At 64.8% G+C, this 24,185-nt stretch carries 21 protein-coding genes and 1 tRNA gene; 10 read left to right on the top strand and 12 right to left on the bottom strand.

Going from position 1 to position 24,185, the window contains the following annotated elements; translation table 11 throughout:
* On the bottom strand, nt 1-1,237 hold a 1,237-nt coding region (locus ON00_RS08390; protein WP_010404898.1), incomplete at its 3' end, for a TonB-dependent receptor plug domain-containing protein.
* A 229-nt stretch (nt 1,238-1,466) separates the two neighbouring features.
* Between ON00_RS08390 and ON00_RS08385 the strand changes: the two genes are divergently transcribed.
* The 5 genes from ON00_RS08385 (at nt 1,467) to ON00_RS08365 (ending at nt 9,230) form a co-directional block, all read left to right on the top strand.
* Nucleotides 1,467-2,204: a FadR/GntR family transcriptional regulator gene (locus tag ON00_RS08385; protein ID WP_010404897.1), complete on the top strand. Its 738-nt coding sequence runs from the start codon at nt 1,467-1,469 to the stop codon at nt 2,202-2,204.
* A gap of 286 nt (nt 2,205-2,490) precedes the next feature.
* Nucleotides 2,491-3,702 (top strand): D-mannonate dehydratase ManD, encoded by a 1,212-nt coding sequence (manD, locus tag ON00_RS08380; RefSeq protein WP_010404896.1) that lies wholly within the window; start codon nt 2,491-2,493, stop codon nt 3,700-3,702.
* Entirely contained in the window at nt 3,699-4,970 is a 1,272-nt protein-coding gene (locus tag ON00_RS08375; protein WP_010404894.1) for an MFS transporter, read from the top strand. The genes manD and ON00_RS08375 overlap by 4 nt, the downstream gene beginning before the upstream one ends.
* Before the next feature lie 35 nt (nt 4,971-5,005).
* On the top strand, nt 5,006-6,226 hold the full coding sequence (locus ON00_RS08370) for an SGNH/GDSL hydrolase family protein (protein WP_010404893.1): 1,221 nt from the start codon (nt 5,006-5,008) through the stop codon (nt 6,224-6,226).
* An 85-nt stretch (nt 6,227-6,311) separates the two neighbouring features.
* On the top strand, nt 6,312-9,230 hold the full coding sequence (locus ON00_RS08365) for a glycosyl hydrolase 115 family protein (protein ID WP_040601602.1): 2,919 nt from the start codon (nt 6,312-6,314) through the stop codon (nt 9,228-9,230).
* A gap of 226 nt (nt 9,231-9,456) precedes the next feature.
* On the opposite strand, the gene ON00_RS08360 is transcribed toward ON00_RS08365, so the two are convergent.
* Nucleotides 9,457-9,547: transfer RNA gene (locus ON00_RS08360), tRNA-Ser, on the bottom strand.
* Nucleotides 9,548-9,655: 108 nt separating this feature from the next.
* Between ON00_RS08360 and ON00_RS08355 the strand changes: the two genes are divergently transcribed.
* A complete protein-coding gene (locus ON00_RS08355) occupies nt 9,656-10,567 on the top strand; it encodes a peptidylprolyl isomerase (protein ID WP_029622549.1) in 912 nt (303 codons plus the stop codon).
* Between the two features lie 3 nt (nt 10,568-10,570).
* On the opposite strand, the gene ON00_RS08350 is transcribed toward ON00_RS08355, so the two are convergent.
* Genes ON00_RS08350 through ON00_RS08335 form a run of 4 tightly spaced genes read right to left on the bottom strand, consistent with a single transcriptional unit; the run spans nt 10,571 to nt 14,059 of the window.
* A complete protein-coding gene (locus ON00_RS08350) occupies nt 10,571-11,173 on the bottom strand; it encodes an ABC-type transport auxiliary lipoprotein family protein (RefSeq protein ID WP_010404885.1) in 603 nt (200 codons plus the stop codon).
* Nucleotides 11,170-12,141: an MlaD family protein gene (locus ON00_RS08345; protein WP_010404882.1), complete on the bottom strand. Its 972-nt coding sequence runs from the start codon at nt 12,139-12,141 to the stop codon at nt 11,170-11,172. The genes ON00_RS08350 and ON00_RS08345 overlap by 4 nt, the downstream gene beginning before the upstream one ends.
* On the bottom strand, nt 12,141-12,962 hold the full coding sequence (locus ON00_RS08340; RefSeq protein ID WP_010404881.1) for an ABC transporter ATP-binding protein: 822 nt from the start codon (nt 12,960-12,962) through the stop codon (nt 12,141-12,143). Before ON00_RS08340 ends, ON00_RS08345 begins: the two co-directional genes overlap by 1 nt.
* Nucleotides 12,962-14,059: an ABC transporter permease gene (locus ON00_RS08335; protein ID WP_010404877.1), complete on the bottom strand. Its 1,098-nt coding sequence runs from the start codon at nt 14,057-14,059 to the stop codon at nt 12,962-12,964. The genes ON00_RS08340 and ON00_RS08335 overlap by 1 nt, the downstream gene beginning before the upstream one ends.
* An 87-nt stretch (nt 14,060-14,146) precedes the next feature.
* Here ON00_RS08335 and ON00_RS08330 point away from each other — a divergent pair, with 87 nt between their 5' ends.
* Nucleotides 14,147-14,794, top strand: coding sequence for an HAD family hydrolase (locus tag ON00_RS08330; protein WP_010404875.1), 648 nt, complete (start codon nt 14,147-14,149; stop codon nt 14,792-14,794).
* 25 nt (nt 14,795-14,819) lie between these two features.
* Here ON00_RS08330 and ON00_RS08325 read toward each other — a convergent pair whose 3' ends face one another.
* The 3 genes from ON00_RS08325 to ON00_RS08315 form a co-directional block, all read right to left on the bottom strand.
* On the bottom strand, nt 14,820-16,082 hold the full coding sequence (locus tag ON00_RS08325) for a DUF445 domain-containing protein (protein ID WP_010404873.1): 1,263 nt from the start codon (nt 16,080-16,082) through the stop codon (nt 14,820-14,822).
* Nucleotides 16,083-16,163: 81 nt separating this feature from the next.
* Nucleotides 16,164-19,325, bottom strand: a complete 3,162-nt coding sequence (locus ON00_RS08320; protein WP_010404872.1) for an efflux RND transporter permease subunit — start codon at nt 19,323-19,325, stop codon at nt 16,164-16,166.
* 4 nt (nt 19,326-19,329) lie between these two features.
* On the bottom strand, nt 19,330-20,511 hold the full coding sequence (locus tag ON00_RS08315; protein ID WP_010404870.1) for an efflux RND transporter periplasmic adaptor subunit: 1,182 nt from the start codon (nt 20,509-20,511) through the stop codon (nt 19,330-19,332).
* 301 nt (nt 20,512-20,812) lie between these two features.
* On the opposite strand from ON00_RS08315, the gene ON00_RS08310 reads away from it, so the two are divergent.
* Both ON00_RS08310 and ON00_RS08305 read left to right on the top strand, forming a co-directional pair.
* Nucleotides 20,813-21,073 carry a GlsB/YeaQ/YmgE family stress response membrane protein gene (locus ON00_RS08310; RefSeq protein WP_010404868.1) on the top strand — a complete coding sequence of 87 codons (261 nt, stop codon included), beginning with the start codon at nt 20,813-20,815 and terminating at the stop codon, nt 21,071-21,073.
* 87 nt (nt 21,074-21,160) lie between these two features.
* Entirely contained in the window at nt 21,161-21,880 is a 720-nt protein-coding gene (locus tag ON00_RS08305) for an SIMPL domain-containing protein (protein WP_010404866.1), read from the top strand.
* A gap of 81 nt (nt 21,881-21,961) precedes the next feature.
* On the opposite strand, the gene ON00_RS08300 is transcribed toward ON00_RS08305, so the two are convergent.
* The 3 genes from ON00_RS08300 to ON00_RS08290 form a co-directional block, all read right to left on the bottom strand.
* Nucleotides 21,962-22,213: a GlsB/YeaQ/YmgE family stress response membrane protein gene (locus tag ON00_RS08300; protein WP_029622546.1), complete on the bottom strand. Its 252-nt coding sequence runs from the start codon at nt 22,211-22,213 to the stop codon at nt 21,962-21,964.
* 101 nt (nt 22,214-22,314) lie between these two features.
* Nucleotides 22,315-22,614, bottom strand: coding sequence for a CtrA inhibitor SciP (gene sciP, locus ON00_RS08295; RefSeq protein ID WP_010404863.1), 300 nt, complete (start codon nt 22,612-22,614; stop codon nt 22,315-22,317).
* Nucleotides 22,615-22,714: 100 nt separating this feature from the next.
* On the bottom strand, nt 22,715-22,954 hold the full coding sequence (locus ON00_RS08290; protein ID WP_010404861.1) for a hypothetical protein: 240 nt from the start codon (nt 22,952-22,954) through the stop codon (nt 22,715-22,717).
* A 122-nt stretch (nt 22,955-23,076) separates the two neighbouring features.
* On the opposite strand from ON00_RS08290, the gene mnmA reads away from it, so the two are divergent.
* Nucleotides 23,077-24,183 (top strand): tRNA 2-thiouridine(34) synthase MnmA, encoded by a 1,107-nt coding sequence (gene mnmA / locus ON00_RS08285; RefSeq protein WP_010404859.1) that lies wholly within the window; start codon nt 23,077-23,079, stop codon nt 24,181-24,183.
* Nucleotides 24,184-24,185 lie beyond the last annotated feature (2 nt).

The raw sequence follows: 24,185 nt of genomic DNA, 5'->3' as shown, positions 1-24,185 counted from the left end.
CGAAGGTTTCGTTGAGCGGAATGATGGCGCTATTGCGCACGATCCACGCCATATCCTCGCGGATCAGATTGTTATGCTTATAGCCATACAGGCTATCGACATAGAAATGCAGCGTGTCGCTCGGACGCCATTCCACGCTGACGATCGCGTTGACACGGTCGCGCGTGCCCCGCTCGTCTGAGGTACGCCCAAGCCGCGGAAGCAGTGCATTGGCGATCTGCTGGATCGTCGCACCGGGATTGTTCGCCAGCAGGAATGCCTGATTGATGACGGTGCCTGCTACCAGGCCTGCACCAGCGCCGGTTGGCACGACAGAGGGAATGGTCCAGTTGCCGCCGCTAGTGCTGTTGCAGCTTGCGTTGTTGGCGGTGCATTGCGCCGCCGCAGTCTGCGCCGCGGTCGGTGTGTTCTGCACGCCGTTCGTCGTGCCCGCGATGCTATTAGGCGTGCTCAACGCCGGGTTGGTGTAACCGATCGTCTCGAAGCCGCGCGTATCGGTGAAAGAGCGCTGGCCAGACACGCCCGCCAGGATGCCGATCGTGTCATTGTGCCAGCTGCCGATCAGCGACCCACGGATGCCGAGGCGGTCCGCGTCTCCTTGCTTCGACCCTTGGACATTATACGCCAGGTAATTCTTGGCGCGGTCGAAAGGCCGGGCTGAGCGCAGATCGACGTTACCGGCAGCACCGCCTTCGAGCAGATCGGCGGTATAGCTCTTGTTGACGGTCAGCTTGGTGAAGAGATCGGTCGGGAAAAAGCTGAGGTCGACCGAGCGATCGGTGCCCTGGGCATCGGTCGCACCCGAGGAGGCGACTGCGATCGGCGCGCCGTTCAGCGTGACATTGGTGAAGTTGGAGCCTAGCCCGCGGATCGCGACGTTGGTGCCCTCACCGGTAATGTCGCGCGTAATGGTCACGCCGGAGATGCGATTGAACGATTCGGCGATGTTGGTGTCGGGGAACTTGCCGATATCCTCGGCAAAGATCGCATCGGTGAAGCCGGTCGACGCCCGCTTGGCATTCGTCGAGAGCGCCAGGCTGTTGCGATAGCCGGTCACCACGATGTCCTCGGCGGACGCCGTATCCGGCAAGGTTTCTTGTGGGGAAGCCTGCTCGCCAGAGCGCGGCGGAACGGGCGTGGACTGTGCGAACGCGTCCTGGGCGCAAAGGCCGGAAAGAATGGTCGCTCCAAGAAGCGCGCCCCGTGTCAGGCGTGCGGCACCGGCGAGAAAGCTCATGTCAGATCCCCTTCCTAATTTTGCACGCGCCACGTTCTCCAGCGCTATGATTGCGCTACCATCTGGCGTGACAGGCGCAACCTGTCAAACACAAAAACGCATTTTGTAAGGCCAATCGTTCAGATAATTGCACTGTGCGCCTTGCTGCGGCATGCTGCGCGCGCGGACCTCGCCGCCCGTTTTGTGAGGATAGGGTGCCCCGCAGGGTAACCGAAAGGACGATGGGGAATTGAAGACCGTACGCCTCTATGCGGAAATCGCTCGGCAGATTGGCGGGCAAATTCTCGCGGATCAGTATCCGATGGGCACGCGTCTTCCCTCAGAACGTGAGCTCTCGGAGGCCTTCAATGTGTCGCGCCCGACGATCCGCGAAGCATTGATCGCGCTGGAGGTCGATGGCCTAGTCGACATCCGGATGGGGTCGGGCGTGTACGTTTCCGCAAAGACTCCGCGTGGCGGCAAATTTTCCGCGATCGGCGTGGGCCCGTTCGAGCTGCTGGAAGCGCGCCGCGCGATCGAGGGCGAGGCCTGCGCGATCGCGGCCACGCGAGTCGATGCGAACGACATCAAGCAGCTCAGAACGCTTTTCGACAATCTGGTGGCCGCAGGCGAAGATGTTGCGAAGGCCGAGGCGTTCGATCACCAGTTTCACATCAGCATTGCCAGAGCGACGCGTAACAGTGCCATTTCCGGCGCGGTCGAGGCGCTGTGGCAGGCCCGCCTGCGGTCGCCGCAAGAAAAGGCGCTGTCTCAAAAGGCGCATCGCGCCGGGGTAGGCCCGCGAATCGACGAACATTTCGCGATTTTCGAGGCGCTTGCGGCCCGCGATCCGGATCTGGCGCGCGCGGCCATGCGCACGCATCTCGACAAAGTGCTCGCGGCCTTGATCCAGGCCACCGAAGTGCAGGAGCTCGCCGAGCTGGATGCGACGCTCACCGCGCGCCGGCAGCGCTTTGGTTTGGCATAGGCTCCGTTACGGGAGTAGCCCTTACCGTCTTTTTGCTTCAACCTGCCTGACACACATCATTGACAAGATGATGCGCAATCTAGAATGGTAGCGCTATCGTAAGAGCGCCACCGCAGAGCGTTCCTCCGCTTCTCCGAAGCGGCCGACAGGAAGGATGCCATGACCGGACATACCAGTCCTCGCGCAACACGCCCCTGCTTCGATCCTATGATCGGCGCGGCGACGGTCCTGTCGACCTGATTGCTGCAGCACGCCACTTCCTCCCCCACTCGCACGGAAAGACCTCATGCCCAAGATTATCGATGCCAAGGTGATCGTCACGTCCCCGGGCCGCAATTTCGTCACGCTCAAGATCGAGACCGAGGACGGCGTTTACGGGCTGGGCGATGCAACACTGAACGGGCGCGAGCTTTCGGTCGCGAGCTATTTGACCGACCATGTCATTCCCTTGCTGATCGGGCGCGATGCTCACCGGATCGAGGACATCTGGCAGTATCTCTACAAGGGTGCCTATTGGCGGCGCGGGCCCGTGACGATGAGCGCGATCGCTGCGGTCGACACCGCCTTGTGGGACATTAAGGGCAAGCTCGCCGGGCTTCCGCTTTACCAATTGCTCGGTGGTGCGAGCCGGGACGGCGTGATGGTCTATGGTCATGCCAATGGCGTCTCGATCGACGAGACGGTCGAGGTCGCACGCGATTATCAGCGTCAGGGGTATAAGGCGATCCGGCTGCAATGCGGCGTGCCGGGTCTGCCCTCCACGTACGGCGTGTCGAAGGACAAGATGTTCTACGAACCTGCCGATGCCGATCTGCCGACCGAAAACCTCTGGTCGACCGAGAAATATCTGCGCGTCGTGCCCGAGCTGTTCAAGGCGGCGCGCGAAGCGCTCGGCTGGGACGTGCATTTGCTGCACGACATCCACCACCGCCTGACGCCGATCGAGGCAGGTCGGCTCGGCAAGGATCTCGAGCCCTACCGCCCGTTCTGGCTCGAGGATGCGACGCCCGCCGAGAATCAGGACGCGTTCCGCCTGATCCGCCAGCACACCACCACGCCGCTTGCCGTGGGCGAGATCTTCAATTCGATCTGGGATGCCAAGCATCTGATCGAAAACCAGCTGATCGACTATATCCGCGCGACCGTCGTCCATGCCGGTGGCATCACGCATTTGCGCCGGATCGCGGCGCTCGCCGACCTGTACCAGATCCGCACCGGCTGCCACGGCGCGACCGACCTCTCGCCGGTGTGCATGGCGGCCGCTTTGCATTTTGATCTGTCGGTGCCCAATTTCGGCGTGCAGGAATATATGCGGCACACCCCCGAGACCGACGCGGTGTTCCCGCATGCCTATAGCTTCGAGCGCGGGATGATGCATCCGGGCGAGAAGCCGGGGCTTGGCGTCGAGCTCGACGAAGTGCTCGCTGCGCAATATCCTTACAAGCGCGCCTACCTGCCAGTGAACCGTCTCGAAGACGGCACGATGTATAACTGGTGACCGCCGAGCGGCGACCGCGCGGGAACGTCCGCTGGGTCATCTGCGGCTTGCTGTTCGCCGCGGTCGTGCTCAGTTATGTCGATCGTCTCGTCCTGCCGGTGCTGAAACCCAGCCTGCAGGCACAATATGGCTGGAGCGAGCAAGGCTATGCCAATCTCGCCATCTGGTTTCAGGGTGCCTACGGCCTCGCTTATGTGCTGTTCGGTCGGCTGGTCGACCGCGTCGGTGCGCGGATCGGCTATGCGCTGGCGGTGACGCTGTGGACGATCGGCCACGTCGCGCACGTGCTGTTCACCAGCACGCTCGGCATGGCGTTCGCCCGCGTGCCGCTCGCGATCGGCGAAGCAGGAGCCTTTCCCGCAGCCCTCGCCGCGACGGGCGAGTGGTTCCCCAAATCCGAGCGCGCACTAGCGATCGGCATCTTCAACGCCGGGTCGAACGTCGGTGCGATCGTCACCCCGCTGGTCGTGCCGGTGATCGCGGTGACCTTTGGCTGGCGGATGGCGTTCATCGCCACCGGCGCGCTGACGATCTTGTGGCTGATCGCCTGGCTCGGTTTCTATCGCCGCCCGCGCGACCATGCTGCGGTCTCGGCCGAGGAACGCGCCTGGATCGAACGCGAGCCGGCCGAGCGCGCGCGACCGATCGCGTGGCGCAAGCTGCTCGGCCTGCGCCAGACCTGGGCCTATATGCTCGGGCGCTTCCTGATCGATCCGGTGTGGTGGACCTTCCTGTTCTGGCTGCCCGATTTCTTCAACCGGCAATATCATGTGAAGATGCTCGACTTCGGGCCGCCGTTGGTCGCGGTGTATCTGCTCGCCGATGTCGGTTCGATCGGCGGCGGCTGGTTGTCGTCGCGGCTGCTGTCGCGCGGCTGGCAGACGGGCCGCGCGCGCAAGACCGCGATGTTCGCCTGCGCCTTGTTCGCGCTGCCGATCGCCTTTGCCGCGCACGCGCCCACTCTGTGGACCGCGGTACTGCTGATCGGTCTCGCCTGCGCCGCGCATCAGGGTTTTTCGGCCAATGTCTATGCGCTGCCGGGGGACCTGTTCCCGCGCGGGCGCGCCGGATCGGTGATCGGGCTCGGCGGCCTGACCGGGGCGCTGGGCGGGATGATCATGGCGAAGTTTGCGGGCACGATCCTGGCAACGCTCGGCAGCTATCAGCCGATTTTCCTCGTCGCATCCTGCGCCTATCTGGTCGCGCTCGGCGTGATCCACCTGCTCGCGCCGCGTTACGCGCCGGTCGCGCCCGAGCAGATCGCATGACGCGCCGTGCCGCCATCCAGTCGGGAGACTTGCCGATGATCCTTCGTTCTCTGGCCACGATGCTGGCGCTCGCCGCCCCTGCGTTGGCGAGCGCCGCAACCGGCCACTCCTGCGAGGCGCAATGGCATGCGAGTTGGGCATCGTCGCAAAAGGAGCCGGACCAGGCGGATACCGGGATCGCCGCCAAATTGCGCGATGCGACGCTGCGTCAGACGGTGCGCCTGTCGGGCGGCGGCGCGCGGCTGCGGATCCACCTCTCCAACCTAATCGGCACCGCCCCGCTCGCGATCGACTCGGTGCATCTCGCCCTGGCCGAGGCGAGCGGGTCGGCGCGTGTTCGTGCCGGAAGCGATCACACGCTGTCGTTCGGCGGGCGCACGCAGGTGACGATCCCAGCCGGTGCCGACTATGTGTCGGATCCGATCGCGTTTCCGGTTCCCGATCGCACGACGCTGTCGATCAGCCTCCATCTGCCGCAGGCCCCAAGCGGGGTGACCGGGCACCCCGGTTCGCGCACGAGCAGCTACATCGCCGCCGGCAACCATTCTGCGGATGCGGCGCTCGCCGGCGAACGTGTCCAGCATTGGTATTTCCTATCGGGCGTCGATGTCGCGGGATGTGGTGGCACGATCGTCGCGCTCGGCGATTCGATCACCGACGGGCATGGCGCGACCACCGATGGCGACGATCGCTGGACCGACGTGCTCGCCATGCGCCTGCCGCTGGGCGGGGGCCTGTCGATCGTCAATCAGGGCATCGGCGGCAACCGCGTGCTACGCGACGGGCTCGGCCCCAACGCGCTCGCGCGGCTCGACCGCGATGTTCTGGCGCAGCCGGGCGTGCGCTCTCTGATCGTGCTCGAGGGCGTCAACGATCTCGGCGTGCTGACGCGCGACCATCCCGTCCCGGAGGCCGAGCATACAGCACTCGTCGCCGATCTCGAGCAAGGCTATCGCCAAATCGTCGCACGCGCGCATGATCGCGGGATCAAGGTGATCGGCGCGACGATTCTGCCGTTCGGCGGATCGGCTTATTATCATCCCGGCGCACCCGGTGAAGCCGACCGCGTCGCGATCAACCGCTGGATCCGCAGCGCCGGTGTGTTCGACGCGGTGGTCGATTTCGACGCGGTGATGCGCGACCCGTCGCGTCCCGAGCGACTGGCACCGGCGTTCGATTCGGGCGATGGCCTGCACCCATCCCCGGCAGGCTATGCGAAAATGGGCCAAGCGGTCCCGATCGCGCTTTTCCAATGAGGTGGTGTGGGGCCCGTATATCCCGGGTATCGGGCGCGTTTAGCCCCGCCGCGCGTGTGCGCCACCTGCAGCAAGGAGCCGCGTGATGTTGACGAGACGGGGCGTGGTCGGCGGTGCGCTGGCGGGCAGCCTGCTGGGGTCCCCGCTCGCTGCCGCGCTCCAGACCGATCGCCGCAGGCCGGGCTTCGACATCGCGTCTCCCGGGGATGCGATCACGCCGATCTTCGTCGATGCGGCGGACCTTCCCGGTGTGCGCCGCGCCGCCGCCGATCTGGCGGCGGACATCGGCCGGGTAACCGGAACGGACGCGCGGATCGTGCACGATCCGCGCGCGCTGCCCGATCGCGTCATCCTGGTGGGCGCGCTCGGTACCAGCCCGCTGATCGACCACCTGGTCGCAGCCGGGAAGGTCGCCGTCCATGACATTCGGGGCAAGTGGGAAGCCTTCCTGATCCAGACCGTCGCCAATCCCATGCCCGGCGTCAAAGAGGCGCTGGTCATTGTCGGCAGCGACAAGCGCGGCACGATCTACGGCGTTTACGACGTGTCGCGGATGATCGGCGTGTCTCCCTGGTATTGGTGGGCTGACGTACCCGTCGTGCGGCAAAGCCGACTGCGCATCGCCAACGGTCGGTATGTTCAGGATTCTCCCGCCGTAAAATATCGCGGGATCTTCCTTAACGACGAAGCGCCCTGTCTGTCGGGATGGACCGCCAAGACCTTCGGCGGAATGAACGCGGCCTTTTATGGGCGGCTGTTCGAACTGCTGCTGCGCCTTCGCGCCAATTATCTGTGGCCCGCGATGTGGAACAATGCCTTTGCCGTGGATGATCCGGCCAACGCGCCGCTCGCCGAGGACTATGGCATCGTCATGGGGACTTCGCATCACGAGCCGATGATGAAGGCGCATAAGGAGTGGACCGACCATCGCCAGCATTATGGCAATGGCGAATGGAACTATGCGACGAACGCTCCGGCGATCCGCGACTTCTTCCGCGAGGGCATCGACCGCAACGCGCATAACGAGGTCATCGTTACGGTCGGCATGCGCGGCGACGGCGACGTCGCGCTGGAGAGCAGCGGCAGCCTGCAGTCGGACGTGACACTGCTTGAAGGCGTCATCACCGACCAGCGCCGGATCATCGCCGAGGGCATGGGCAGGCCCGCCGAGCAGGTTCCCCAAGTGTGGGTCCTGTTTACCGAGGTGTACAAATATTACGATGCGGGCCTGGAGCTGCCGGACGACGTCACGATCATGTTTGCCGACGACAATGTCGGCAATCTCCGCCGCCTGCCGCTGCCGTCGGAGCGCGGCCGGTCCGGCGGGTTCGGCATCTACTTCCACATGGACATGCACGGTGGGCCGTTTTCATACCAGTGGATCAATTCGAACCCGCTGCCCAAGATCTGGGAGCAAATGAACCTCGCCCATCGCTACGGCGCGAACGAGATCTGGATCGCCAATGTCGGCGATCTCAAGCCGCTCGAACTGCCGATCGAGTTCTTCCTCGCCATGGCGTGGCGGCCGTCGGACGTTGGAAAGGACAAGATCGCTGGCTGGACGCACGCCTGGGCAGAACGCCAATTTGGACCGGAGCATGCCGCGGAGATCGCGATGCTTGCCGCCCGCTACGCCAAATACAATGCCTGGCGAAAGCCCGAACAGCTCAAGCCCGACAGCTATAGCCTTGAAAACTATCGCGAGGCGGAGCGCGTTTGCGACGCGTGGCGTGAGCTCGAACGCCGCGCCGATGCCGTCAACGAGACGCTGCGATCCGACCAGCGTGACGCCTTTTACCAGCTCGTCCTCTATCCCGTGCGCGCCTGTTCGAACCTGACCCAAATGTATGTTGCGGCGGCGCGGAACGCCCGCTTCGCCGAACAGGGGCGCGCCAGCACGAGCGCGGAAGCAGACGAGGTGCGCCGCCGCTTTCACCGCGACCACGACCTGCGCGATTATTACAATCACACGATGGCCGGCGGCAAATGGGACCATATGATGGACCAGACGCATATCGGCTATTTCGACTGGTACCCGCCCGGGACCGACATCATGCCGCCGGTTGCCGAGATCGACCTCGATCCTGCCAACGGCTTTGGCGTCGCGGTCGACGGCAGCGCGCGGTCGTGGCCGGGCTATTATCTGCCGCCGGAGCTTCCCATTCTCGATAGCCTGACGCGCGAGAAAACCTTCATCGAGGTGTTCCCGCGCGGTGCCGGTCCGGCACCCGTCACCGTGACGGCGGATCAGCCGTGGGTCGTGATCGAGGAAGGCAAGGCGTTCGGCGTCTCGACGCGGGATCGCCGATTCTGGGTCGATATCGACTGGAACGCGGTGAAGACCGGCAGATCAGAGGCGACGATAACCGTCGAGGGACACCAGACGGTCACGGTGCGTCTTACCGCACTTCGCGCGTCTGCGCAGCAGGAGCGCGAGGCGCGGGGGGCAAGCGGGGGGCTCACTGGCGCTTTTTCGCTCGCTGCGGCACGTTTCGATCGTTCCGTGGCGGCGCGCGGTGTCCGCTGCGAGCCCATCCCGGATTACGGCCAAGGCGACGCCGCGATGTCGGTCTTTCCGGTCGATGCCGAACCCTTCACCGATACTGCGAATGCGCCGCGCCTGGAATATGACGTCTTCCTCGGCGAAAGCGGCCCGTACCACATCGACCTCGTCACCGCGCCGACGCTGGAGGTCTATCCCGGACGGCACTTGGCGGTCGCGGTCGGCTTCGACGATGCTGCTCCGGTCGCGCAGGCGGTGTTCACACCGACGACGCGCGCGGCCCAGGATTTCCTCGGCGAACAACACGCCGCAAATACCGCCGCCAATGCGCGGACGATGCGCTTCACGCTACCGGTCGACGCGCCGGGCCGCCACGTCCTGAAGGTCTTCATGCAGGACCCCACCATCGTCGTGCAGAAAATCATCGTGCACAAAAGCGCGCTCGCAAGATCGTATTTCGGCCCGCCCGCATGGGCGTCTGGTGGGCGTGCGGGTTCTTGAGAATCGCCCGTTCGACCTGTCTGGAACCGTCAAACACGCGCAGATGACATGATGACGTTCGCGGTTACCACCGGGCGGTCGCACCCAGCGCGGCGTCGGCAGTGAAGTTTGATGACTGGGCAGGGAAATTTACACGATAACGATGACGATAAAGGTTGGTCACGATCGCCGCTTCCCCGCAAGGAAACGATCGAAAAGTGTAAAGTATTCAATGATCAACAGGTAATGGCGGAGCGGGAGGGATTCGAACCCTCGATACGCTTTTGACGTATACTCACTTTCCAGGCGAGCGCCTTCGACCACTCGGCCACCGCTCCGCATGTCCTGGACAGAACGGTCGCCCTAGAGCGTCCGTACGCACTGTGCAAGCGCTCTGCTGCATGTGGGGATTGCGCAGGGCCATAACGGCGTGCCACCGTAGGGATATGTCCATGTTGCTGCCGATTTTCGCCCTGCTCGCCGCCGCTCAGACCGCCGCCAGCCCGCCATCTGCGCCTACGCCCAAGCCCACCGCCGCGCAGCTCGCCGCTGCGGCTCCGGCGGCGGCGTGGGCGGCGATCGATCCCAAGGATCTGCTGCTGCTCGATTTTGCCGATGGCCAGCGCAGCGTCATCTGGCTCGCGGCTGAGTTCGCCCCCGCGCATATCGCGAATATCCGCACGATCGCGCGCAGCGGCTGGTGGGGCGATGCGACGGTGTACCGCGTGCAGGACAATTACGTCACGCAATGGGGCGATGCGAGCGAGAAGAAGCCGCCCGCCGCCGGCATCGATCGCCATCCACCCGCCGAATATGAATGGGCGTGGGGCGCGCACGGCCGCGCCGTCGCCAATCCGTACCGCGATGCCTATGCGCCGCGCACCGGCTTCACGCCGAGCGGCTGGGCAGTAGCGGGCGACGGCAAAGCGCAATGGCTGCCACACTGTTACGGCATGGTCGGCGTGGCGCGCGATCTTGCACCCGACACCGGCACGGGCGGCGATCTTTATACCGTAATCGGCCACGCACCGCGGCATCTCGATCGCAACATCGCGCTGGTCGGGCGGGTGATTGACGGCATGGCGGCACTTTCGGCCTTGCCGCGCGGCAATGGCGGCGGGCTTGGCCTGTATGAGGATGCGAAAATGCGCGTGCCGATCAAGCGCATCGTCCTCGCCGCAGATCTGCCGCCGAGCGAGCGGCCCGCATATCAGTATCTGCGGCCCGACACGCCGGTGTTCGCCGCCACGCTGGAGGCACGCGCCAATCGCGGCGGGCCGTTCTTCACCGTGCCGGCGGGCGCGGCAGATCTCTGCAACTTGCCGGTGCCGGTGCGCAAGGCTCCGGCACCGCGCTGAGGCTTATTTGCCGACCCAGTCGGCGACTTCGCCTGCAACCGTATTGGCGGCCTGATTCAGCGCCACGCTGACCGGCACTGCGGCGATCGTGCTGACGTGAACGCGCGCCTCGAAGCGGTGCTTTTCGACGACCTTGCCGGTGGTGCGGATCAGCGATCCGTCAAAGACGACCACCGCGTCCTGCGTCCCCGCATCGACGCCAAACGCCCGCAACTCGCCCGAGAGCACCGCGCCGGGATCGGAAAAGGCTTGCGAACTGCTCAACACGATGCGGCCGGTTTTGGCGGGTATCGTGTCGGACAAGAGCCGTGCGAACATGCGGTTTGGCGGCTCGACCCATTGCGCTTTGGCGACATACGCGATCGAGGTCTCGCTCGCTTGCACGGGGATGCGGGTCCCAGCCAGCGACTGGCCGACGACCGGCACCTGGATCGTGATCGTCGGCGCGGTCCCTGAAGTCTGGGTGTTGCCGGCGGGCAGGGCGGTGGTGGAGGTCAGCGTCAGCAGCGAGGCCGGCGGCTTCGGCGCAAGGGAGATGCAACCGGCCAGCGGCACCATCGCGGCCAGCGCGAGCAGCACTTTGGTGGACGAACGAACCATGGTCATTGTCCCTTTCCGGGCTTGTAATCGGGCAATTTCGACTGGCCGATCAGCGAGCTCGCGCCGCCGCGATCGAGCTTTTCGGCGACCGAGGTGAGCGCTTGCGACATCTGGCGCAGATCGTGGACAAGCTGGCCAACCTCGGGGATGGTCTGCTTGGAGAAGGCCTGCAGCCCGGGCCGCGCATCGCTGACGGCGGCGTCGAGCGTTTCCATGCTGTGCTGCGCGCTGGCAATCGCCTTGTTGAGGTTGCCCATCACGGGATGCACATCATCCTTCAACAGGCCGTTGGTGGTGTCGGCGAGCTTGCCGATCTGCTCGGCGGCGACACCGGCTTTCTGCAACGTCACCTTGGTCTCGGCGAGCGTCGCGGCAATGTCGGGGCCGCGATCGGCCAGCGCCTTGGTCAGGCGATTGGTATTGGCGAGGATGCCGGTGATCGACTGCTGGTTCTTCTCAGACAGCACGTCCGACAGTTTCTCGGTCAGCGTCGAGATGCGCTCAAGCAATTGCGGGGCGGAGCTCAGCAATGCGCCCAAGCCGCCTGCCTTGGTCGGGATCGTCGGCACGCCATTGGGGCAGTCGTTGAGCGGGTTGACCGCCGGGCATGTGATCGGCGGGGCCCCCTTGATCGCGCCATCGAGCTGCACCGTGCTGGTGCCGGTGAAGCTGCCTTGCAGCGTTGCGGTGGTGCCGACCAGGATCGGCGTATCGGCGTTCACGCTGATACGCACGCGGACAAGCTGGGGATCGGGCTTCCACAGCGACATCTCCTTCACCTGGCCCGATTGCACGCCCGAAAAGGCGACGGTCGACCCGACGACGAGGCCATCGACCGACTGTTTGAAGAAGATATCATATTCCTTGTTGGTGGCGGTGCCCCAGCGCGCGATCCACACCAGGAACAACAACATCACCGCGATCAGGATCAGCACGACGGTGCCGACCAGAACATGGTTCGAGCGGGTTTCCATCAGCTACTGCCTTTCGCTTGCGCGCGTTCTTCATTGGTATGGACCGTGGCAATCGCGGCGCGCCCGCGCGGTCCCTTGAAATATTCCTGGATCCAGGGGTGATCGAGCGCGAGCAACTCGTCGATCGTGCCCACCGCAATCACCTTCTTGTCGGCAAGGACCGCCACCCGGTCGCAAATCGCATAGAGCGTGTCGAGATCGTGGGTGATGAGGAATACCGTAAGCCCCAGCGTCTTTTGCAGCGAGGCGGTGAGTTCGTCGAAGGCGGCGGCCCCGATCGGGTCGAGCCCCGCTGTCGGCTCATCGAGGAACAGCAATTCGGGATCGAGCGCGAGCGCGCGCGCCAACCCGGCGCGCTTCTTCATGCCGCCCGACAGTTCGGCCGGGAATTTCGGTCCGGCGTCGGCGGGCAGACCGGTCATCACCACTTTATACGCCGCGATCTCGTCGAGCAGCGCGCCTTCGAGATCGGGATAAAATTCGCGGATCGGGACCTGGACGTTCTCGGCCACGGTCAGCGTCGAGAATAACGCCCCGCCTTGGAACAGCACCCCCCAGCGCTTGGTCAGCCCGGTCAGGTCGATTTCCTCGCGATTGACGGTCGATTCGCCGAACACTTCGACTTCGCCCGCGACGGGCACCTGCAAGCCGATGATCGACCGCATTAGTACCGATTTGCCGGTGCCCGAGCCGCCGACCACGCCGAGAATCTCGCCGCGCCGCACGCTCAGGTCGATGCCGTCATGCACCACTTGTTCGCCGAACGCGCTGCGCAGGCCGCGCACCACGATGACCGGATCGTCGGCATTGGTCTTGCGCATCACTTCCACCCGATCGCGGTGAAGAAGACCGCAAAGAATGCATCCAGCACGATCACCAAGAATATCGCCTGCACCACCGCTGAAGTGGTGCGAGTGCCGACTTGCTCGGCATCGCCCTCGACCAGCATCCCCTGGAAGCAGCCGGCCACGGCAATGATGAGGCCGAACACCGGTGCCTTGACCAAACCGACATACAGATCGGTGATCGGCACGACTTCACGCAGCCGCTGGATAAACGTCACCGGCGGAATGCCGAGTGAGACCCAGCACAGCAGCAGGCCGCCGATGATCGCGACGATCGAGGCGTACATGCCGAGCAGCGGCATCATGATCACCGTCGCCAGCACGCGCGGCAGCACCAACGCCTCCATCGGCGACACGCCGATCGTGCGCATCGCATCGACTTCCTCGGTCAGCTTCATCGTACCGATCTGCGCGGCAAAGGCCGAACCCGATCGCCCGGCGACCATGATCGCGGTCATCAATACGCCAAGCTCGCGCAGCGTGATTCGCCCGACCAGATTGATCGTCAGGAATTCGGCACCGAATTGCTGCAACTGCACCGCACCCTGTTGCGCGATGACGATGCCGATCAGAAAACTCATCAAGCCGATAATGCCAAGCGCGCTGACCCCGACCACTTCGAAGCGCTGGATCACCGCGTTGAAGCGAAAGCGCTTGGGGTGCGTCGTCACGTGCCAGAAGGCGATCAGCGTGGCCCCAAGAAAACCGAGCAGACCATAAAGCGTGCGTCCGGTATGGACGACAGCATCGCCGATTTCACCAACGACGCGCGTCAAGCTGCCAACCGGAGCGGGGCGCATCGCCACTGGCTGATCGGCATGCGCGACTTGTGACAGCAGATGTTCGCCATCGGCGTCGAGCCCGATGACGTCGGCATCATGCTCGGCGGCGAATCGGTGGACCAGCCAGGCCCCCACCGTATCGATTCGGGTGATCGCGCTCAGATCGACATGCGCGACCTCGCCCTGAAAGGCGCGCAATTGCTCGGGCAACGTGCCGATCGCCGACAAAGACAGGCTTCCCGTGAAGCGCACGGTGTCGCGGTCGAACGAGAAGGCGGCCGTATCGGTCATCTGCTGCCTTCTCTGCTGCAATCGGGGTAGATCGGCAAGGCTCCAACATCCTATGACGCTGCAATGCACCATCTTAGCGTCTACGATATGGACAAGACCATCACATACGCGCCGACCTGGACTTCGTTCCTTGTGCGCACGGCGTGGGCGGAGGCTCCGTGGCGGCTGGCCTTGCTCCCGCTCGCCGGTCTGGCAACCCTGGGCTATGCCATTGGGCTGATTGGGCGAGCCCGGTTGAAGGAAGTGACGCAGGCGCTGTTGTTGGGCGATGCCCTGCCCGAGGCGGCGGCGGCGCGCGCGGCGGCGCGATTCGCCGATCATATCGTGGCAAGCGGGGTCTATACCGGTGCGCTGGCGCAGATCGCGACAGACCGGGCGGCGGGGTATCGGCTGGTGCTGGCGACCGCGTCCTACGGCTTTTATGCCGGAGCGATCGCCGAACGCGTCGGCTTCGACGCGGTGATCGCGACCGGAGTTGTGCGCGAGGGCGGCGTGCTGCGCGCGCGCATTTCGGGGGAGAATTGCTACGGTGCGGCCAAGCTGCGCATGATCGAAGCATGGCTGGCGGAGCAGGGGATCGCGCGCGCCGATTCGGTGGTGCGCTTCTATTCGGACCATGTCTCCGACGCGCCGTCACTGGAATGGGCGGATGGTGCGGTGGCGACCAACCCGCATAAGCAACTGCGTGTCATGGCGCAGGCACGCGGCTGGGCGGTGGAGGACTGGGCGCGTTAGCGCGTGGGGCGGTGGGTGTGCGCGCCTATAGCGCCACGTCCACGGCATGGATGGCGAGCCCAACCAAGCCGCCCACTACGGTGCCGTTGACGCGGATATACTGCAAATCGCGGCCGACCGCATTTTCCAGGCGGCGCGTGATCGTGCCGGCATCCCAGCCCTGGATCGTTTCCGACACCAGCCGCACGATGCCGTCGCCATAATCCGCCGCCATCCCGACGACGGCGCGGCGCACGAAGCGGTTGATCGTCGCGCGCAGTTTGGCATCGGTTTGCAGCGTGTCGCCCAGCTGGCGCAGCGCATCGCCGACCGGCCCTGCCAGCATGGCGTCGGGGTTGCGCGCGATGCGCAGCATCCCGCCGCGCGCCTGCTCCCATAGCCCGTCGAGCCAGCGCTGCATCGCCGGATTGTCGATGATCTCGGCCTTAACCGCCGCCACGCGCTCGCGCATCCGGGGATCGTTGATCAGATCATGGGCAAGCGCGGCGAGCCCCGCCTCGGCTTTTTCGCGCAAAGGATGGTCGGGGTCCTCGGCGATTCCGGTCAGCATGCCATTGAGGCCGTCGATAATCTTGGTCGCCAGCGTCTCGTCCAGCCCGGTCCAGCGCATCACCGAGCCGGCGCGGTCATGCACCATCTGCCGGATCAGCGCTTCGTTGGAGGCGAGCAGCCGCGCGCCCCAGCGCACGATGCCGTCGAGCAGCGGCAAATGCCGGTCTTCGGCAATCGCCGCGCTCAGCGCCTGGCCGAGCAAGGGCGACACGTCGAGCGCGCGCAGCCGCTGCCCGATCCCGGCCTTTACCATCCCGCCGAGCCGCTGCTGATCGAACGCTTCCAGCACATGTGCGGCAAGGCCTGCGGCACCGCGCCGCAAGCGGCCATCGCCACCGGGCGGATTGGCGAGCCAGCGCCCCGCCGCCCCCGCCATGTCGACGCCGCGCATGCGCCGCGCGACGACTCCGGGAATGAGGAAATTGTCGCGCAGAAACGCGGCGAGCGTGGTGCCGATGCGATCCTTGTTACGCGGGATGATCGCGGTATGCGGGATCGGCAGACCAAGCGGATGGCGGAACAACGCCGTCACCGCAAACCAGTCGGCCAGCCCGCCGACCATTGCCGCCTCGGCAAAGGCGCGCACGAACCCCAGCGCGGGATAGCGGTCATCAAAGGCGCGCGCGACGAGGAAGGTGGCCGCCATCAGCACCAGCAGCCCGCCTGCGATCCAGCGCATCCGCACCAGGCCGGCGGGCGGGGCCTCAAAGGTGCGGGGTGGGCGGGTGCGGCTCATGCCCCGACCAATCCCCGAACGCCGCGATAGTTCAAGTGCAAAGCGGCGTTTGTGCAATTGCGCGTCGTATTGCGTGCGGTGTTACTCCGCCGGTTGTGGCAGATCGTCCGGGCCATGGCCAAGCCGCGCTGCGGCTGCGCCAAGCTCGGGCCGACGCGGCGGGCGGTTCTCGATCAGCGGACCATGGTCGTCGCCGGCGCGGTACGTCAGCAGGTTACGACGCAGGAACGGCCCGATCCGCCCTTCCAGCCCGACCGCCAGGCTGAAGCTCGCCGGCACGATCAGCAAGGTCAGCACCGTCGACATCAACAGGCCGCCGATCACGGTAATGCCCATCGGTACGCGGAACGATCCGTCGCCGTTGAGCGCCAGCGCGGTCGGCACCATGCCCGCGACCATCGCCACGGTGGTCATCACGATCGGCTGCGCGCGCTTGTGCCCGGCGTCGATGATCGCGGTGACCTTGTCGATGCCTTTGTTCATCTCCTCCAGCGCGAAATCGATCAGCAGGATCGAGTTCTTGGCGACGATGCCGAGCAGCATGATCAAGCCGATATAGACCGGCATCGAGATCGGCGTGTTGGTCAGCCACAGGCCGATCAGCCCGCCCAGCGGCGCCACCGCCAGCGACATCACGTTGATGAACGGCGGCAGCAAGCGCCGGTACAGCAGCACCAGCACCGCGAACAGCAACACGACGCCTGCAAACAGCGCGACGATGAAGTTGTTGATCAACTCGTCCTGCCACTTCGATTCGCCCAGGACGAGTTCTTTGACGCCCATGGGGAGCGCCTTCATGATCGGCAGCGCGTGGATTTCCTTCTGCGCGGTTCCGCTGACGACGCCTGGGGACAGATCGGCTCCGACGGTCAGCTGACGTTGCTGCGCGACGCGTTCGATCTTGGTCGGCCCCGCGCCGAAGCCGATATCGGCGACGACGTTGAGCGGGACCGAGCCGCCGGTGGCGGTTTGCACCGGAATGTTCTGGATCGTCGACAGGCGCTGGCGCGAATCCTGGTCAAGCGCGACGCGGATCGGGATCTGGCGATCGGACAGCGAGAATTTGGCGCTGTTCTGATCGATGTCGCCCAGCGTCGCCAGCCGGATCGCGTTGGACATGGCCGCGGTGGTCACGCCCAGGCTCGCCGCCAGGTCCATATGCGGCGTGATGACGATCTCAGGCCGCTTCAAATCGCCGCCGATGCGCGGCGCGACCAGACCCGGCAAGCTGGACATCTGTTCGACCAGTTTGCTCCCGGTTTCGGCCAGCAATTTGGGATCGTCACCGCCCAGCGTGATGGTGAGCGCCCGTCCGCTGCTGCCCCAGCCACTGTCCGAGCGGAAGGAAACGCGTGCGTCGGGGATCTTCTGCAGTTCGGGCGCGAGCGAGCGTTCGAACTCGTAGCTCTTCATTTTGCGTTCTTTTTTCGGCTTGAAGATCGCGCGGACGCGACCGTTGCCGACAAACGCGCGGGCATAGACCGAATCGACCCCCGGTTGTTTCTGCAGGAAGGTCGCGACGCGAGTCACCACCGCCTGCGTTTCGGCGAGGGTGGTGCCGGGCACCATCTCGATCAGCGCGGTGCTGCTGTCGCTGTCGCGCAGCGGCTGGAAGGTCGATGGGAGTACCGAGAACAGGAAGATGGTTGCGCCGAACGCGGTCGCACCGGCGACCACCGCAGACCAGCGGTGGAGCAAGGTCCATTTCAGAATGCGGATATACGCATCCATGATGAAGCCTTCGCCGTGCGAGGCTTCGCCATGCGACTTCAGGAAATAGGCGGCGAGCATCGGCGTGATGAGGCGCGCGACGGCGAGGCTCATCAGCACCGAGGCGACCACCGTCAGGCCGAAATTCTTGAAGAACTGCCCGGAAATGCCCGGCATCAGGCCGACCGGCAGGAACACCGCGACGATCGCCATCGTCGTGGCCAGCACGGCCAGGCCGATTTCGTCGGCGGCGTCGATCGCCGCCTGATAGGCGGATTTGCCCATGCGCATGTGGCGCACGATGTTCTCGATCTCCACGATCGCATCGTCGACCAGCACGCCCGCGACCAGGCTCAGCGCCATCAGCGTCATGTTGTTGAGCGTGAAGCCCATCAGCTTCATCACCCAGAAGGTCGGGATCGCGGACAAGGGAATGGCGAGCGCGGAGATGACAGTCGAGCGCCAATCGCGCAGGAAGATCAGCACGATCACCACCGCCAGCGCGGCACCCTCGACCATCGCTTCCATCGCGGCGTCATATTGCGCCTTGGTGTATTTCACGCTGTCGGCGATGCGCTTGAAATGGACCTTGGGGTAGCGCTTCTCGAGGGCTGCCAGTTTCTTTTCGGCTTCCGCGAAGACGGCGACGTCCGAGGCGTTCTTGGCGCGCTGGAAGTCGAAGCTCAGCACCTGTTTGCCGTCGAGCTGCGACGCTGAACGCTGTTCGGCGTACAGATCTTCGACGCGGCCGAGATCGGTGACCTTGATCGTGCGGCCATTGCCCGTGGCGATTTGCACCTGGCCGAGCTCATAGGCGGTCTGCGCATTGCCAAGCACGCGCACCGATTGTTCGGAGCCCGCAATCTGCGCGCGGCCGCCCGCCGCGTTGAGGTTGACCTGGCGCAGTTGCTGGTTGACCTGCGCCGCCGTCAGCCCCTGTGCCGACAGCTTCACCGGATCGAGGATGACGCGGATTTCGCGGTTGACGCCGCCATTGCGCTGCACCCCGGCGAGCCCGGAGACCGACAGCAATTCCTTCGACACGGTATTGTCGATGTACCAGCTCAATTGCTCGACGGTGAGATCGGTGCTGATCGCGGCATAGCTGGCGAGATCGTTACCGGTGGTGTCGGCGCGCATGATCTGCGGTTCGAGAATGCCCTCGGGCAGATTGCTGCGGATCTGCGCGATGGACGAGCGCACGTCCTCGACCGCGCGGTCAATCGGCGTGCCGATCGCGAGCTGGACGATCGTTTGCGAATCGCCCTCGGTCACGGTCGAATTGATCTCGTCGATGCCCTGCAGCGATCGCACAGCGGCTTCGACGCGCTGGGTAACCTGCGTTTCCAGCTCGCTCGGCGCGGCACCGGGTTGCGCGATATCGATGATGACGACCGGAAAATCGATGTCCGGCTGGTTGTTCACGTCGAGGCTGCGAAAGCTGACAATGCCAGCGATCGTCAGCATGACGAACAGCACGATCGACGGGACCGGGTTGCGGATCGACCAAGCCGAGATGTTCCGGAAGTTCATCGACCTACCTCTTGTTCGCCGCGTCGGCCGTTACCAGCGTCGGATTGACCTTTTGGCCCGGCGTGAGGAATGCCCCCGCCGTTAGCACCACCCGTTCGGTGCCGTTAAGCCCGGAGGCGATTGCCACGCCCCTGTCGGACACTTCGCCAACCTTGATCGCGCGGCGCGTGGCCTTGTCGTCAGGCCCGACGACATAGACGTAATTGCCCTTTTCATCGCTCTGGATCGAGGCGTTGGGCAATTGCGGGACGTCGGTCGTGCCAGCGACGATCGTTGCCGCCGCAAAGCCACCGGGGCGCAGCAGGGGGTTGTAGGGCAGCGCGATGCGCGCAATGCCCTGGCGCGACTGCGGATCGATTACGGGCGACACCTGCCACACTTCGCCGGTGAACACGTCGCTGCCGCCGACCGGCGTCACCTTCGCCTGCGATCCGACGTGCAGCCCGCGCAGGTCAGCCTCGCTGACTTGCGCGCGCAATTCCAACTGGCCGTTTTCGGCCATGCGGAACAGCACGCCCGAGCCCGCCGAGACGACCTGACCGGCCTCGACGTTGCGCGTCAGCACCAGCCCGGCGGCAGGCGCACGAATGTCCAAGCGACCGTTGCTCGCCTGTTGTTGCGAGAGCTGCGCTTCGGCCACCTTCACGCGCGCGGCGGCGGCGTCGCGAGTCGCGGTCTTGGTGTCGATGTCGGACCGCGAGATGAAGCCCCGCGACACCAGCTGCTTGGCGCGGTCGAGTTGGGACTGGGCGAGCGTCGCGTCGGCCTGCGCCACCTTGATCTGCGCGGCCAGCGAGGCCGCCGTCTGCGTCTGCACTGAGCGGTCGACTCGCGCCAGCACTTGGCCCTTCTCGACCCATTGGCCGGGTTCGACCAGCACGCGCGTCACGATGCCGCCTTCGCCGGAGACGCCGACGGGCATGTCACGCCGCGCAGCCAGCGACCCCGTCGCCGAAATCGTGCGCGCAACGCTCGAGCGGCCGGGGATCACCACCGACACCAGCGGCAATTGCTCCGTCGGCTTGGCCGTCGGCGGGCTGCTCCGACCGAAGATCAGATAACCGCCCACCAAAAGCAGCACAATCACCGCGCCGACAATGGCAAACAGCCGCCAGCGCGGCCGCCCGGGGCCGCCCGGTAGGCTGAGCACCTCCTCATTGCCGATCGCCCGCGTCTCATAGTTCATGTGCGTCAATCCCCGCCCCCTGGGCTCTCATCCTATCGCGACAGTGTGCGGCTGCCGACGTTCATTCTTGCTGTGTTATAGAAATAGATCACCAACCTCAAGAGGCTGATCCTACAGAATATGGCATGGCGTGTTTCCGGTTCGCTCGCAAGTCGATCGGCGCGGTTTGGTGGCAATTGCGCGCCACGCCAATCCATGTCAGCAGATTTCGTCACGGTATCGAAATAATCTCGTTGCATCTGGGGTAGGCGGGCGCGAGGATCGAGCCGATCCGGAACACAAAGGCGATAGGAGAAAGGCAATGGACCGTTCTATTCTCGGTTGGCTGTTGATCGGGCTGGTTGCGGGCGTGCTTGGAAAGCTGATCATGCCGGGCAAGGATCCGGGCGGCTTTGTCGTCACCATTCTGATCGGCGTTGCGGGCGCATTTCTTGCGGGCTTTATCGCCAAATCGATGCACGTCGCTTTAGTGGGCGGTTGGGAAAATTATGCGGCAGCAACGGGCGGCGCGGTCATCGTGCTGGCCTTGTACCGCCTCATTGTCACGCGCCGGAATCGATAAGCTGTTCATCTCCGGTTGGTGAGCAGACTGCCATCATCGCAGGCAGGATATGAACCGAACAGCGGTTCATTCTACCGGGAGTGTTTTATGCGTTCGACTCTTTTACTGCTTGCCCCCGCCTTGATGCTGGCCGCCGCCAGCCCAGCCGTCGCGCAGACTGCGCCGCAATTGCTGCCGGATGGGACAGTGCTCGACATAACGGCGGAGGGGCATGTCGCGCGGGCACCCGATATTGCTACGATCCGGGCCGGCGTGGTGACGCAAGGCCAGACTGCGGCCGCCGCGCTATCGGAGAATGGCACGCGCATGACGCGGGTTCTCGCTGCGCTGAAAAAGGCGGGCGTAGCGGCGCGCGACGTGCGCACGGCGAATGTCTCGCTCAGCCCGCAATATCGCTATGCAGACGGCCAGGCACCGGTGGTAACGGGCTATCAAGCGAGCAACAGCGTCGCCGTGCGCTTCCGCGATGTCGCCAAATCGGGGGCGATTCTGGATGCGCTGGTCGCTGAGGGCGCAAACCAGATCGATGGGCCAAGCCTGACCATCGACCAGCCCGAAGCCGCGCTTGACGAAGCCCGCATTTCGGCGGTGAAGATCGCGCAGGCGCGGGCGGAGCTTTATGCCAAGGCGTCCGGCCTGTCGGTGGCGCGGATCGTGTCGATCGCGGAAAGCGGAACCAATGACGGCGCGACGCCGCAGCCGCCAATGGTTTTCGCCCGCCAGATGAAGGTGAGCGACGCAACCCCGGTTGCGGCGGGCGAAACCGAGGTGTCGATCACGCTGTCGGTACGCTTCCTGCTCAAATGACCTGCGGCACCTCCGCGATGCCGTGAACGAAAAAGGCCGCCGGGATCGCTCCCGGCGGCCTTTTTTCCAGCTTGGTCGCGCTTAGCGGACCGAACCGCGGCGGATGAGATTGACGATCGCCAGAAGAATGATCGCGCCAATCAAAGAATATACGAAGGTCATGACAGTAATGACCTGGTTGATGCCTGCGCCGAACAGGAACGATGCAATCACCGATCCGATAATGCCGACGACGACATTGAGAATAATGCCCTGTTGTCCATCGGTGCGCATCACCATGCTGGCGAGCCAGCCGCACACACCACCGACCACGAGCCAAACAATGAGACCGATCATCTTACCCTCCATTTTCCCGGCTGCATCCGGGATACGGGGACAAGACTCACGAATTGCGATTTTTGTTCCGGCTACGGTTTGAAGAGTCGGCGTGCGGCTCAGTATTTCTGCTGGCGCTCGTAGAGCGATTTATAATGCTGGATCCGCGTGACGCGCAGGCCCGGCATCCCCGAGCGGTCGATTGCCCGCTGCCAGCCCGCAAATTCCTCGACCGTCAGGCCGTAGCGATCGCACACCTCGTCCACCGACAGCAGTCCGCCATTGACCGCCGCGACCACCTCGGCCTTGCGGCGAACGACCCAGCGGGTCGTCTCCGGCGGCGGAAGCGACTCGAGCGTCAGTGGCTCTCCGAGGGGGCCGATCACCTTGGCTGGGCGAATCTTCTGGTTTTCGATCATTCTGGAACCTCGTGGCGGGGCGGGGGACCCCTGCATCTTAATAACGGTCATTAGTCTAAGGACTTGAACGTCGGCTAAAGCGGCTCGGTAAACAGCACCTTCATTTTTCAGGCTCCCGCGTCGGCGGGGCGGCGAGCATTTCCGCGACGGCGAGGTTGAACGCACCATGGGCGGGTGCGAACCAGGCGCGGCGAATCGTAATGGACGGCAGGCTTCCCTGCACCAGCGCGGTCGGGCTGGCGGCTTGCCGCGCGGCGATACCGACCATCAGCACGGCGAGGTCGGGCGGCAGCGCCACCACCGTCGCATCGGCTTCGAATCTGGAAAAACTCAGGTCCACGCATGCACTTCCACTAAGGATCGAACTCTATCTGTAGCGGCGAGGTTCTTTCGGGCGGGTAAAGCCGCCGATCTTTTTTGCGTTTTTTGCATGTGCGCCGCGGAGCGCCTATCTGCGCCGCCATGAACGAAGCCGATTTCCAACTGGGGCCCGACCTTGCGGGCAAGCGCATCGTCGTCGCCATGTCGGGCGGCGTCGACAGCTCGGTCGTGGCGGCGCTGGCCGCGCGGACGGGCGCGGAGACGATCGGCATCACGCTGCAGCTCTATGATCATGGCGAGGCGGTCGGGCGCGCGGGATCATGCTGCGCCGGGCGCGATATTCGCGATGCGCGCAGCGTGTGCGACCGGCTGGGCATCGCGCATTATGTGTTCGATCATGAATCGCGCTTTCGCGATCAGGTGATCGATCGTTTCGCCGATGACTATCTCGCCGGGCGCACCCCCATTCCGTGCATCCAGTGCAATATGGGGCCAAAATTCACCGATTTGCTCGCCGCCGCGCGCGATCTGGGGGCGGATTGCCTGGCGACCGGCCATTATGTGCGGCGGGTGGAGGGGCAGAGTGGGGCCGAACTCCACCGCGCCGTCGACCCCGCGCGCGACCAGAGCTATTTCCTGTTCGCGACGACGCAGCAGCAGCTCGATTATCTGCGTTTCCCGCTGGGCGGCTTGCCCAAGCCGCGCGTGCGGGAAATCGCCGCCGAACTGGGGCTGGGCGTGGCGGGAAAGCCCGACAGCCAGGATATCTGCTTCGTGCCCGACGGCGATTATGCCTCACTGGTCAAGAAGTTGCGGCCCGAGGCCGATACCAGCGGCGAGATCGTCGATGAGACGGGGCGCGTGCTTGGGCGGCACCGTGGCCTGATCCACTTCACCGTCGGGCAGCGGCGCGGCCTGGAGATCGGCGGCACGCCGGAGCCGCTCTATGTCATCCGGCTGGAGGCGGCGACCAAGCGCGTGATCGTCGGCCCCAAGGCGGCGCTTGCGGTGGGCGCGGCGCGGCTGAGCGGGGTCAATTGGCTGGGCGGGGACTATGCCGGGCCGATGACCGCCAAGGTCCGCTCGCTCGCCAAGCCCGTCGCGGCGCGCTTCGATGGCGGGCGGGTTACGTTTGATGCGCCCGAATATGGCGTGGCACCGGGGCAAGCGACCGTGCTGTACGCCGGTGATCGCGTGCTCGGCGGCGGCTGGATCGAGGAAACCGAAAGCGCGCTGCTCCCGGCCTGACG

The sequence above is a fragment of the Sphingomonas echinoides ATCC 14820 genome, from assembly GCF_000241465.1.
Lineage (GTDB): Bacteria > Pseudomonadota > Alphaproteobacteria > Sphingomonadales > Sphingomonadaceae > Sphingomonas > Sphingomonas echinoides.
Note: the sequence above shows the minus strand (reverse complement) of the source record. Positions and strands in the feature narration are given on the sequence as shown.